Source organism: Halodesulfovibrio sp. (genome assembly GCF_025210605.1).
Classification (GTDB): Bacteria; Desulfobacterota; Desulfovibrionia; order Desulfovibrionales; family Desulfovibrionaceae; genus Halodesulfovibrio.
This window is the reverse complement of sequence record NZ_JAOARI010000009.1, coordinates 46,226-59,404: the sequence shown is the minus strand read 5'-3', so window position 1 is coordinate 59,404 and position 13,179 is coordinate 46,226. Positions and strand designations below refer to the sequence as shown.

Annotated in this window: 9 protein-coding genes; 2 read left to right on the top strand and 7 right to left on the bottom strand. The window is 45.0% G+C overall.

All coding sequences use genetic code 11. From position 1 onward, the window contains the following. Positions 1-142: 142 nt before the first annotated feature. The 3 genes from N4A56_RS02945 to N4A56_RS02935 are packed head-to-tail and all read right to left on the bottom strand — an operon-like array spanning position 143 to position 3,973. The gene (locus N4A56_RS02945; RefSeq protein ID WP_295544958.1) at positions 143-1,108 is read right to left on the bottom strand and encodes a glycyl-radical enzyme activating protein; all 966 of its coding nucleotides are present in this window, start codon (positions 1,106-1,108) and stop codon (positions 143-145) included. 51 nt (positions 1,109-1,159) lie between these two features. After that, the gene (locus tag N4A56_RS02940; RefSeq protein WP_295544957.1) at positions 1,160-3,547 is read right to left on the bottom strand and encodes a glycyl radical protein; all 2,388 of its coding nucleotides are present in this window, start codon (positions 3,545-3,547) and stop codon (positions 1,160-1,162) included. A gap of 24 nt (positions 3,548-3,571) precedes the next feature. Then, positions 3,572-3,973, bottom strand: coding sequence for a heme-binding protein (locus tag N4A56_RS02935; RefSeq protein WP_293668489.1), 402 nt, complete (start codon positions 3,971-3,973; stop codon positions 3,572-3,574). Between the two features lie 363 nt (positions 3,974-4,336). On the opposite strand from N4A56_RS02935, the gene N4A56_RS02930 reads away from it, so the two are divergent. Both N4A56_RS02930 and N4A56_RS02925 read left to right on the top strand, forming a co-directional pair. Then, positions 4,337-6,217 carry a PocR ligand-binding domain-containing protein gene (locus N4A56_RS02930; RefSeq protein WP_295544955.1) on the top strand — a complete coding sequence of 627 codons (1,881 nt, stop codon included), beginning with the start codon at positions 4,337-4,339 and terminating at the stop codon, positions 6,215-6,217. Further along, complete coding sequence (locus N4A56_RS02925; RefSeq protein ID WP_295544954.1) at positions 6,217-7,623, top strand: sigma-54 dependent transcriptional regulator; 1,407 nt, start codon at positions 6,217-6,219, stop codon at positions 7,621-7,623. The genes N4A56_RS02930 and N4A56_RS02925 overlap by 1 nt, the downstream gene beginning before the upstream one ends. A gap of 295 nt (positions 7,624-7,918) precedes the next feature. Here the strand turns inward: N4A56_RS02925 and N4A56_RS02920 are convergent, their stop codons facing one another. From N4A56_RS02920 to N4A56_RS02905, 4 genes are all read right to left on the bottom strand, one after another. Further along, on the bottom strand, positions 7,919-10,303 hold the full coding sequence (locus tag N4A56_RS02920) for a mechanosensitive ion channel family protein (RefSeq protein WP_295544952.1): 2,385 nt from the start codon (positions 10,301-10,303) through the stop codon (positions 7,919-7,921). A 477-nt stretch (positions 10,304-10,780) separates the two neighbouring features. After that, complete coding sequence (locus N4A56_RS02915; protein WP_293668483.1) at positions 10,781-10,951, bottom strand: hypothetical protein; 171 nt, start codon at positions 10,949-10,951, stop codon at positions 10,781-10,783. Positions 10,952-11,108: 157 nt separating this feature from the next. Beyond that, on the bottom strand, positions 11,109-12,137 hold the full coding sequence (waaF, locus tag N4A56_RS02910) for a lipopolysaccharide heptosyltransferase II (RefSeq protein ID WP_293668481.1): 1,029 nt from the start codon (positions 12,135-12,137) through the stop codon (positions 11,109-11,111). Further along, on the bottom strand, positions 12,138-12,749 hold the full coding sequence (locus N4A56_RS02905; protein WP_293668480.1) for an HAD family hydrolase: 612 nt from the start codon (positions 12,747-12,749) through the stop codon (positions 12,138-12,140). Between the last annotated feature and the right edge of the window lie 430 nt (positions 12,750-13,179).

Genomic DNA, 13,179 nt, shown 5'->3' with positions numbered 1-13,179 from the left:
TCTTCAAATGTAATCTGTTTATGCCCCATGTAGTTATCCCTCCATTGTGGAGTTTTTTCATGTAAGGACAACATATCATGGGGCTTCTTGTTTTGAAGCCCTAAGTTCATCAAGGTGTTAAGTTTCAAATTACAATCTACGATTATCCGCCTATTGTCACACTCTCAACGTACTTTTGCGCGACTCCATGCATAGTAAGCACAGTTTCCTTTGCATTAGGTTCAATGCCATGCAAAGGATATGTCCGATCCAGTTGCTCCCATTTTGGCTCACCAAGTCTATGGTATGGGAGGATATCCAGTGATTCAACATTTGAACCAAGCGAAGAAACGAATTTTGCTGTTGCTTCTATATTTTCTACGGAATCATTACAGCCGGGAATAAGCGGGACTCGTATCCGAAGTTTCTTCCCCATTGCTGCCGCATTCGAAATGTTACGCAACACAAGTTCATTCGGTGCCCCTGTTAGTCTTCTATGCTGGGCTGAATCCATATGCTTTATATCAGTCAACACGAGATCTGTATGCTCGAGAATTCTCTCAAATACATCGGAACGAACCATAGCGCACGTTTCAATGGCTGTGTGCAGCCCTCTGCGATGCGCCTCACAAAGACATTCAAGAAGAAACTCTGCCTGCATTGTCGGCTCACCACCGGAAAAGGTAACGCCGCCACCTGATGTTTCATAAAAATGCCGGTCACGCTCTACTTCTTCCATAACGTCGTCCACAGTCATGTAGCGACCAACAATGGTCATGGCTCCTGCGTAACAATGTGCAACACACTCTCCACAATATGTGCATTTGTCACGCTCGACAATAAATGCCCCTTCTGAGTCAATCGAAAACACGTTTTCTGGACATTTCTCAATGCATTTACCACATCCAATGCACAGGTGTGGAAGACGCATCAACTCCGGCTTCGGACTCATCGATTCTGGATTCTGACACCACATACAGTGCAGCGGACACCCTTTCAGAAAGACCAGAGTTCTAATCCCGTTACCGTCGTGAACAGAAAACCGCTGGATATCAAAAACAGTTCCGGTCAGGGCAGCATTATATCGATCAGATAATCGAAAGGAGTGTTGGCGTTCTTTCCACGTCATGCTCTATGTCCTTTATAATGCGGAGCCGGAAATCCGGCTCCGCGACGTTGCTTAGAATGTCTGTTCGGTACGGGCGATAATATCGTCCTGTAGCGATTTGTCGAGTGCGGTAAAGAATGCACTGTATCCGGCAACCCTAACTACAAGACCTTTGTAGTCTTCCGGTTTTTCCTGTGCCAATTCCAAGGTTTCGCGGCTGATAACGTTATACTGAACGTGGAAACCACCATTCTGGAAGTATGTTTCCGTTACTGCTTTCAGGTTTTCAAGTCCGTTATCACCTGCAAGTGCTGATGGATGGAACTTCTGGTTAAGCAGCGTACCGTTGGATGCAATTTCATGATCAAGTTTTGCAACGGAAAGTACTGAAGCAGTCGGACCGCAACTATCGTAACCTGAGATAGGAGATACACCATCTGCAAGCGGACTCCATGCCATGCGTCCGTCAGGAGTTGCCGTAACAACAGAACCAAGAGGTACGTTTGCAGAAGCAGGGTACAAACCAGGCTGGAATTTACCGCCACGAGGGTTCGTGTAACGGTTCACTTCATTGCAGTAGATATCGGCTGCATCTTTTGCCACTGCGTCTGCAAAGTCATTGTCATTGCCGTATTTAGGAGCACGGTTTACCAACATAAGCCGCAGGTCTTCCTGTCCTTCAAAATTGCTGTGCAGAGCATCTTGCAATTCTTTGACAGTAATCAACTTCTCTTCAAACACAAGCTTCTTAATTGCAGCAAGAGAGTCACCAGCATTAGCAACGCCAACACCCTGTGGCCCTGTGAAGTTGTAAATTGCGCCGCCTTCCTGAAGAGACATACCGCGCCCGATGCAATCTTCAACTAAACCGGAAAGGAACGGTAACGGACAATGCTTACCATGTGTCATATCAACAGCATTATCCGCCGCAGCCATCAGCTTTACGAAATAGCTTGTCTGAGCTTCGTATGACTGCATCACTTCGTCAAAGCTGGTAAAATCTTCAAGTTTACCACTCTTTGGACCAATCTGTTTACCGGTACGTCTGTCCACACCATCATTCAAGCATAGCTCAACGACTTTAGACATATTGAAGAATGCAGCGTCATGCCATCCTTCAGTTTTGCCGCCCACCTGAGGTTCTACGCAGCCGATAATACCGTAGTCTCGTGCATCTTCTCTACTTAAACCGCGTGCGAGGAGTGCCGGAATAATCACACGATCATTGTAGTATGCCGGATATCCGAGACCAAGGCGGCTTACCTCTGCTGCACGTTTATATAGAATATCTGGAGTGCCTTCATGAATACGAATAGAAAGGGAAGGAGCGTAGAGTTTGGTGTTTGCGCTTGCTTGAAGAACGAGGAACGACATAGCGTTTGTTGCGTCAGAACCATCACGTTGCTGTCCACCAACAATAAGGTTCATGAACATAGGGTAACCGGCAAATGCCATGGTGGAGGCTTCATCTCGAACTTTATTCAGTTCAGCAAACTTCACCCAGAGCATATCCAGCATTTCTTGTGCTCTTTCCACAGAAGTTGAACCTTCTTGCAAGAACGGATTCATGTACTGGTCAAAGCGCATAGGGGAAATAGAGTGACCGTTAGACTCAATTTGCACAACAAGATGAACAAACCAGAACGCCTGCAACGCTTCCTGTAATGTATCAGCAGGCTGTGCAGGAACCTTACGGCAAATTCGAGCAATTTCTAGCAGCTCATCTTTACGAGTTCCTTCACATGAAGCAGCCTGCTCTTCTGCAACCTTTGCAAAGCGTTCTGCAAATGCAATAACAGCGTTATTTGCGATCACAACAGATTCTAAGAAACGACGTTTATTCTGTGCATCGGCATCCGCAAAATCTAATTCTTCGATGGCGCTTTCTGCGGATTCAACAACAGAATTCAAACCTTCATTGAGAACTTTGCTGTAGTCAGGAGAAATATGCCCTACGCCGTTATAAAAATAGTTTCCAACTGTGTAGACAACATCGTTATGCGCTTCCAATGATTCAGGCGGCATAAGAGCGGCAGCAATTTCGTTAGTGGTTCTACCATCCCAGTATGTAAAAGCACTGCGTAACTTTTCTTTTGTTTCTTCAGAAATAAGGAACACGTCCGCTGTTCTTTTTTCCAGACGATCAAGTTCTTCTTCTACCCATTTGCAGGAAAATTCAGGAAAAATAGGTGCAGAGCGAGGCATGCTGCATTGGTTACCGACAATAAGCTCACCTTCCTGAATAAAGACGGACATATTAGCCAGTACATTTTCAAGCGCCTTTGCACGACGAATAGCAATGGGCTGCCCTTCGGTCGCTTTATAAGATTCTGTCAAAAGCACAGCGCGTTCAGCACAAATTGCAGGAGCTGTATTAACAAAACGCTCAAGTGCCTGAGAAACACGTTCAGTCGGCTCACACAATTTTGGAATCACCAATTTCGGGGGATTAGTTGTCATCTCTTTCTCCTTACTTTTTCCTGATTAGCAAAACGCACTCAAGCCAGCATCAGCACAGGCTATATCCTGCTCTACACTGCCGCCGCTTACACCAATTCCACCGATAATAACGTCATCGTGTGTTACCGGAAGTCCACCACCAAAAATTACAAAACGACCATTCTTATCAGTTTGAATGCCATATAAACTTTGACCCGGTTGTGCGAGTTCTCCCAAAGTTTCTGTGGAAACTTTCACGGCAACAGCGGTGTAGGCTTTGTTCAGCGCAAGATCGATACTCGCCAACAAAGCATCATCCTGACGCACCTGTGCAATCAGGTTTCCGCCTCTGTCCACTACGGCAATAACCATAGGCACGCCCAACTCATTGGCTTTTTCCTCGGCAGCTGAAATCATCCGCAACGCTGTTTCTTTTGATAGATCCATTGAAGCTCCCTCTCCATAAATTCTAAAAACTCAGCAGCGCCTTGCACAAAGCGGCAGCTATCAGCCGTACCGAAACTTCCTGCACCAGAGGCTCCGCCAAACAAAACGCCGACCAAACACAGAGATATTCAACATGCTTATAGAAAACTTTGTTCCAAATAAAAAATAACATTATATTTTATACAGTTACTAAAAAATAGCACCGTTCTATTGCGTAGAGTGATTCATTCTTGTAAACCAGAGTTGACAGCTTTTCTTGCTGTCTGTTCTTAGCCGTCTGCATATCCGCTAACTGCCTATGTTTATCAACCATGTTAATTTGGTTGACACATGGTTTACACGTTTTAGCTGCTGGAAGGATGTATGCCCGTAACTGCCGAGCGAAGTAATGATGCCCTTGTATCGTTGCATGAAGAAATTGCCTCTCTTCAAGAACGCATTACGCTACTTGAAGCAGAGGAAATGCTTTGGAAAAATATCGGACAGTCTTGTGAATTTCCTCCTGACATCAGCGCCCTGCCAGCCGAAAACTCTCATTTCAAATTTGAAAATATTTTCGATTTATCAGCAATTCAGCAAATTCAAGATGCCTTTGCCGACGCCACAGATGTAGCCTCCATCATCACAGACCCTGATGGAAGACCGATCACAAAGCCAAGCGGCTTTTGCTGCCTTTGCAACGACGTTATTCGCAAGACTGAAATGGGATTGAAGAATTGCATGCGATCAGACGCAGCATTCGGAACTCTTAATCCGCTTGAACCAATTATGCGTCCGTGTTTGAGCAGCGGACTGTTAGATGGCGGGACAAGTATCTATGTAGGCAAACGGCATGTGGCAAACTGGATTATCGGACAAAGACGCACTTCCTCGGAACCGGACAAAAAGATAATCGCGTACGCCAAAGCTATTGGAGCGGATGAAGAGGCATATCAAAAAGCATATGAAGATGTACCGATTATGTCTAAAGAGCAGTTCTACAAAGTCTGCAAAGCACTTTGTCTTATTGCCAACCAACTCTCCACACTGGCACAACAAAACTACTTGCAAGCACAAGCTATTGCACGAAGACAACAAGCAGAACATGCCTTACGTGAAAGTGAAGAGCGCTTCAGGCAGCTTTCAGATTCTACGTTCGAAGCTATCTTTATCCACCATAAAGGAACAATCTTAGAAGCAAATAAAGCAGCAACCACCCTGTTTGGTTTCACACGCGAAGAGCTTATCGGCACAAAAATATATGCACTTGCTGTTCCTGAATATCGCGAAGCGGTTCAAGCCTACTCTGAGCAAAGTGGTAATGTATGGTTTCAAGGAGAGTTTGCATGCAAAACTTCTCAATCTATCATCGGAGAAGTGCAGGAACGAAATATCACGTTCCAAGGCAGAAATGTTCGCGTTTGCGCTATTCGCAACATAACCCAGCGGATACAGTCTGAACTGGCAGCAAAAGAAAAAGAGCAGCAGCTTATTCAGGCAGATAAAATGGTCTCACTCGGGGTTCTTGTTTCCGGCGTCGCACACGAAATCAACAACCCGAACAGCTTTATGACCATGAATCTGCCGCTTATTAACGATGTCTGGCAAGGCATCACTCCAATCCTAGAAGAATATTACAAAGAAAACGGGGATTTTTTGGCAGGTGGTTTAGAATATTCTTCGCTACGAAATGAATTGCCGAATCTCGTTTCACGCATGCAGGATGGAGCAGCTCGAATTAAAGGAATTGTAAACAACCTTAAAGATTACTCACGCGTAGAACCGGCTGAATTGATGTGGGATGTCGATATAAACGACATGATTCGCAGTTCACTTCCACTATTGGAAAAATTGATATCCATGCACACCAACACATTTACAGCCGACCTTGCAGAAGAACTGCCACCTGTGCGAGGTAACAGACAACGCCTCTCCCAAGTATTTATTAATCTGCTCGTGAACGCCTGCGAAGCGCTCAACTGCAAAAATGACAGTGTCACCATCACATCAGCGTACCTTGCAGAATCAAACCTTGTAGGAATTTCTGTCGCAGATACAGGAAGCGGCATCCCTGAGCATCTCTTATCAAAAATCACTGATCCTTTCTTCACAACTAAAAGAGACTCCGGAGGAACAGGTCTTGGGTTATCCGTTTCATCCGCAATTGTTCAGGAGCATTCAGGAACTCTTCAATTTTTTCCTAACCCCGCAGGCGGTACAATCGCACAATTACACCTGCCAGCAATTATTGGCGGAGATTCATAATGTCCAGTAACTATCCAAGACACCCACTTTTACTTGTTGATGATGAAGATTCTTGGCTTGTAAGTTTTAAAACAACGCTACGCGCCAAAGGAATTGATAACGTCGTCACAGAAAACGACAGTACGAATCTACTAGCCCGCTTACAGTCACAACAATTTTGTGCCATTGCGATTGACTTGATGATGCCCAATATTTCCGGTGAAGAACTCATTCCGCAAATTGTTGCCCAGCATCCCAATATTCCAATTCTCGTTGTCTCCGGTCTAAATCAGGTAAAAAGTGCTGTGAACTGTATGCGGCTTGGAGCCTTCGATTTTATAGTCAAAACAGAAGAGCGCGACACGCTCATAGCAGCAGTGCGGCATGCTATTGAAATGTTCGAATTGCGGCAGGAAAACACATCACTGCGAGAACGCTTCTTCAAAAAAGAGTTGGATCACCCAGAGTATTTTGCAACCATCATAACGCAAAATAAAGAGATGCACTCTATCTTTCAATATATTGAAGCCATTGCAGAGACCTCGCGCCCTGTGCTTATTACTGGTGAAAGTGGTGTTGGCAAAGAGCTTATAGCCAAGGCTGTGCACGACTCCAGTGGTCGTACAGGTGAATTTGTTGCACTCAATATTGCAGGGCTTGACGATAATGTCGTCGCAGACACCCTCTTCGGGCACACCAAAGGAGCCTACACAGGTGCAACAGCGCCTCGCATGGGACTTGTGGAAAAAGCAAAAAATGGCACGCTCTTTCTTGATGAGATAGGTGATCTGAGTCTTGCATCGCAAACAAAACTCTTGCGACTTCTTCAAGAGCATGAATACCGCCCACTCGGCTCCGATATGCCAAAGCGTTCATCGGCTCGTATCATTGCCGCAACACACCAGAATCTTACTGAATTGCAAGAAAGCGGTAAATTTCGACGAGACTTATTCTACAGATTACGGGGACACCTGCTGCACATACCACCGCTCCGAGAACGAAGAGAAGACCTTCCGCAGCTTATCGCTCATTTTCTACAAGAAGCAGAAAGCAATTCAGGCAAAAAAATACGCTCCAATCCTTCAGAGCTAGCAGGATTTCTTTCTCAATATGCATTCCCGGGGAACATACGCGAGTTACAAAATCTTATCTTTGATTGCGCTGGCAGTTGTTCAAGCGGGGTACTAGAAACAAGCCACGTCCAACGGCTACTTACCCAGTCTTATGATTATCAACCGGACGGTTCTGGCTCCATACAAATTGAACCTTCAATCACATTCGGAACTTCGCTTCCTACCGTAAAAGAAGTACGAGCGGCTCTTTTCAAGGAAGCGCTCCATCGTTCAAACAACAATCAATCCGGCGCAGCACAGCTTATCGGCGTAACTCGTCAAGCAATCAGCAAGTTTCTTAAAGAACAGTCATAGCGCGCTCGCTGTCGTCTATTGGAATGCCTTCGGCGACTCTCCGAGGGGCAGGCGCTGCCTTGCATCCGCAAGGGGGAGTCCCCCTTGACCCGATTATGGGTATGGTGCTTGAGCGAAAACAAACTCCGTATCCACATCACCCGCCAAATCAACAAAAGACGCATGGCGACTGAGCCACGTATGGGACGACGAGAACGGCTTGCCTCGAATAATAGGGGTGCAGGGGGATTATCTCCCTGCCCGTCGGAGACAAAAAAAGCGCCGCAGGCTTATCACATACATAATAATACAGAAGTTAGGCAGTGCTTTTTGCCTGTGCTGCCGCACTATCATCTGCCAATTGTTGCGCTTTTGCCGAAAGCTCTTGCTGCTGTTCTGGAGTCAATTGTTCACCGTCCGGCACATGCACGCCTACAGTTGGTCGAGCAAACTCAATTCCTTCTTCTTTGAAAATTTTACGCATCTTATCGTAGACCACTTTTCTTATATTCCACTGCCCACCCGGTTTTGTCATAAACTTAACGCGCATACGAAGCCCGTATTGTTCAATTGATTTCACACCTTGCGATTTAATGTCATCCAGTAACAACGCATCGAGTGCAGGGTCTTCACGTACTTCCTTATTAATACGCTTCATAATTTTTTTAATTTTCTTCACATCAGTATCAAATGGAACAAGGTACGACAGTTTCATAATGGCAAAACCACGGGACATGTTCGTTACAAAGCTTATTGTTCCAAACGGTATGGTAAATAACGATCCGCGATGATGGCGAAGTTTAAGCGCACGGATAGAGATTTCTTCCACTGTTCCCATTGATTCGCCAATCTGAATGTAGTCATTCACGCGGAACGCATCATCCATAAGAAAGAATATGCCGGAAATAATGTCTTTGACTAACGTCTGTGCTCCAAAACCGATGGCAAGACCAAACACGCTGGCACCGGCAAGAAGCGGAGTTATATCAATACCGAGTGACGACAAAATAATAAGCGAGACGACTATGACAAGAAAACCAAACAAGAATTTTCTAAATAATTGGAGAAGCGTTGCAAAGCGATCTCCGCCCCCACCGCCACCTTCTCCACCTGTGTCAGCTTCTTCAACACCGTGAGTATTAATTTTCCGCTCGATAGCCACACTTATAAATGCCCACACTATATACGCAACAACCACTGTAATAAGAATGCCGATAAACGATTGAGCCGTCGCTAAGCCAACACGCACAGGAATTCCCCACATGTAGAGCAATGCCATAAACAATACGAGAAAAATAGCGATACGGAAGCTCATTTTTAGAATATTGCGGAACCGCGCTGCTGTTGAAATATGTGTGTCAAAGGCTACTTTTTTGGGCTCAACAGCTGTTGACTCCGATGTCGTAATTGCGTCTTGATCGGCTGTAATAGTTTGTTTTTCTGAATTTGCGTCTGTTTTTTCTGCGAAATCTTCATCCGGCTTTACGTCGTCAGAAGCTGAAATTTCGGTAGAAATATCCGCTGAGGTACATGTTCCTGTCTGTAGCGCCACGCCACTCATGCAATCAACAAGCTGCTGCGCAAGCCAATTAATCACGCAGTATGCTGGAACACTCAAAATAGTAGCGATGGCAGGAATAACAGCGCTGGAACCATGAACCATAAGCACAACAAGCCAGCATCCCCACCCTATAAAGAGTGCCGTCACAAGCATTATATGCCAAATACCTGCAAGCTGATACCGCAATGTCCCTTCCTGAGCGCCCCTGCGTAACGCTGCTGTACCGTTTCGTGCTTCCCAGACAATCAACAGTGAAATACCGCAGACAACAACAAAGCCTGTTATCGCCAGTGAAAGCAAATACCAGCGTTCTGCTTCGCCTTGCAAAAGAATAAGAAATGAAATCAGCAGTCCAATTGCCCCAATGCGACTTATCCATTGCGTCCACTTATAAATTGTCATGGCAGTTTCATTTTTTAACGGCAGATACCGTAGCCCTTCCGCTTTAGGCACAAGAACAAAGCGTGCAAGCAAGGCAACCGTATCAACCAGCACAACAGCGATAAACCACGATATAATAATCGGCTTAGCAGCATTGTTCTGCTCGTAGTAAATAAGGTACAGGATGAGAATTACAACACTTGAAAGTACAATGCCGATTAAGTCGATACCAGCCCGCATACAAAGCCTGAAAACTTTTCTTAAAAAGCCCCACTCCTTTGGTGTAGTCTCAATAATTTTTCGTAACTTCTGCGTCTTTTTCCGATAAAGAAAGCGGACGACAATCCACACGAGTGAAAGCATCACTATTCCCGTCGCAAGCTTCTCTAAGGGAACTTTACCGCTTCCGCTTACAGCGTCATACAAAACATCCGGCATGTCCTGCGCTGTTTGTGCAGCATCGCCGAATAAGTATTCAAATCGATTGTGAACCTTTGTAAGCATTGCAGAAAACGAGGCTGCCCAATTCGTCTCTGTTTTCGTCGCTGGAGCAGATGCAATATCTTTGCGAAGCTCTTCTATTAGTAACGCCCGTACTTGCTCATCGCTCATACCTGCAAGAATAGCGTCCACCTGTGTGCTGGTGGCATTTTCTGGAATTTGTGGAACGGCAGACTCTGCCGCTCTGCTCACATTTACAAGCAGACAGCCGACAAGAATAAACAACAACGCAATGACGATTTGATTACGTATACTCACAGGCTTTCTCCTAATCGTTATCCCACAAGTATACTCTTTTTTTATTCATTATTTCCATGACATAAAAAAAGAGCAGCCCCTAACGCGCTGCTCTTGTTCTTTTTTTCCTATTACACTGCCGTAAAATACATATAACACAAAAAAGGAATGTATTCAGAGCAAGTACGCCTGATTATCGAGTACTTTTTCCAGTGCTATGGCAGAATAAAAAACGATCTGAAATAAAAGAGCAGAACGTTCTATTCTGCTCTTTTTATGTTGTCACAGTTACGAAAAAATGAACATAACATGACGTAATCCATATTTTTCTCAAACAAATGAAGCAAGTTAAACGTTACTCCCACTGGTCTCCATTTATTTAAATATAAGGGCATGATGCAGTACATACATTACAAAAAAATCAGGCGTATACCATGTACTGAAACATAATTTGCCTGATTTTTTCTGCTAGCACTGAAGCTAATAGCGTCGAGCTTATTAGCCTTGTTTCTTTTTCAACGGCTTACCACAACATTGTAACGGAACAGAGCACCGTTGTTCAACGTCGCCGTCACTTTTGCATGCACACCCTTTTTCTACCTTAATTTCCAAATGACATGAAGAACAATGGTAGACATCACCTTTTTTCATTTCACTACAAACTGCCATAAAACCCTCCTTAGAATTGAGAGCAGTATAGCAGATTCAAGGTAGCTATGGAGTATATAAATTTTTTGAGGGTCTGTTTTTACATTGTATGCGCAGAACTGTTAGCCAGTTTTTCACCCTATAAAACGACAGTGAAAATATAAGCTGGAAGCAGATCCTACCCAAAGAGTTTCTTGCTAGCGTCTTCCCACACCATTTGCGGTGTCACAGAATGCATGCACTTAAAATGACCTTTAGGGCATGTTTTAGGACCATGCATCCCGCAAGGACGGCACACTATCTCTGTTTCCAGAACGGTAGAAGATTCGCCACGAGGATAAAAACCTAACTCCTGAACTGTAGGACCAAAAATTGCGGTAACAGGCGTACGCTGCGCCCATGCAATATGCATTGGACCGGAGTCGTTTGTCACATAGCAATCAAGTTTATTTAAGTATGCTGCAAGCTGCACAAGGGAAAGGGAGCCGGAAAGGTCGAGTAATCTATCTGATTGCGCCGCACCGCTCTGGGCTATAACGTCCTGCGCTATAGCTTCTTCACCGGGACCGGCAAAGACCATTACCTGCGCGCCTGCCTCAATAGCCTTTGCGACTACTTCTGCGTAATATTCAGCAGGCCAACGCTTTGTTGCCCATACAGAACCGGGATGAACGCCCAGCACCGGGGAATCCACATGCTTATTCCAGTACCCATCAGCATCATTATATGCTTGCTGCGGCAAAATCAGTTCCGGCCAGTCCACAGTGTCTGTAATAGACAGCGGCTTAACAAGCTGCATGAGCCGTTCAATCTCTTCCAGCTCAAAAAACTTTCTATCGACTGTTGTTGTATACAGCCAGTTGTTGAACGCAGGTTTATTGTAGCCAATACGAGTACGGGCTGATGTCCAGCGAGCAATCACACCGCTTCGCAAACTTGTGTGCGCTGAGATCCACAATGAATAATCTTTTTTTGCCAATTCTCGACCAAACGACATTGCGGCAAAAATAGATTTTTGCGCCCCGCGTTTGTCATACGCATACACGTTATCCAACTCAGGCTGAGCAGCAAATAACGGCTCAACACCCTTTCGGACATAAAAATCTATCGGGGAATCTGGATATGCGGCTTTCACCGTGCGAATAAGCGGAAGCGTCAGTACGGCATCACCAAGAAAGGCGGTATTCCAAATGCCTATCCTATCCATTTACTTATCCCCTGCTGCGAATGCATTGGAAATCCAGCGTGCGGCTGCGGAAATATCTTTTGCAACGGCAAGCGTCCAACCATTTTCATTCGATACAGTTACATATCCTGTGGATTCATCTACCTCAGGCAATTCCAGCTTCTGGCGCTCTTTCTCACCTTTGCCTGTGAGAACAAGAATAGACGCCGCTAATCCAGCATTTTTACCGAGTTCTATATCTGCAAATTTATCACCGATCATAACTGATTCCTTCGCCTCTAAGCCGTACATGTCACTTAGCTGCTCCCACATACCTGTGCGTGGTTTGCGGCAATTGCAATCATCTTCAGGAGTATGAGGGCAGTATACAGTATCTTCGATCAAGGCACCAAAAAGTTCTGCAAGTTCATCAAGGCGAACAGTACACGCATGGAGGTCATCTTCAGAAAAATAGCCCCGTCCGATGCCAGACTGATTGGTCAAAACATACAAGCGCATTCCCGCCTGTTGCAGCATGGCAAGGGCTTTACCCCCCTCAGGAATAAGTTCCACCCCTTCAGGATCAGATAAATAGTGTTTGTCAACAATCACCGTACCGTCACGATCAAGCAGTATATTTTTTATGTGCGCCATTTATTTTTTCCCTGAGAATCTGTTATCAGTTATACTGGAGTAGCGTTGGCGACTCTTTCGCACGGCATGCTGTTTTTTGCAAGAAAATGAAACACAAGACTCTTGACAACTGCCCCTGTTTGCTGGATGCGACATTCTGCAACAACGACTATGCACTGCTAACGGTATATCAACAGAGCAAAATAAAACACAGCTTCATGCTATACGTCACGCTTAGCTTGAAGCCATTGGCATTGTGGGAACACTTCGCCTAATTGTACCTACTGCATTTTTTTAGCACGGTTACTATATTGCTATCTTGCCAGTAACTTAATAATAATTATGTATAATCACAGTTCAACTAGGCGTCCTCTTGTTGAACCGACAAACCTTGTACGCATCGTTGAAGCTTTTTTGCTATTTCAAACAGAAACAGAATTGTAATATATAC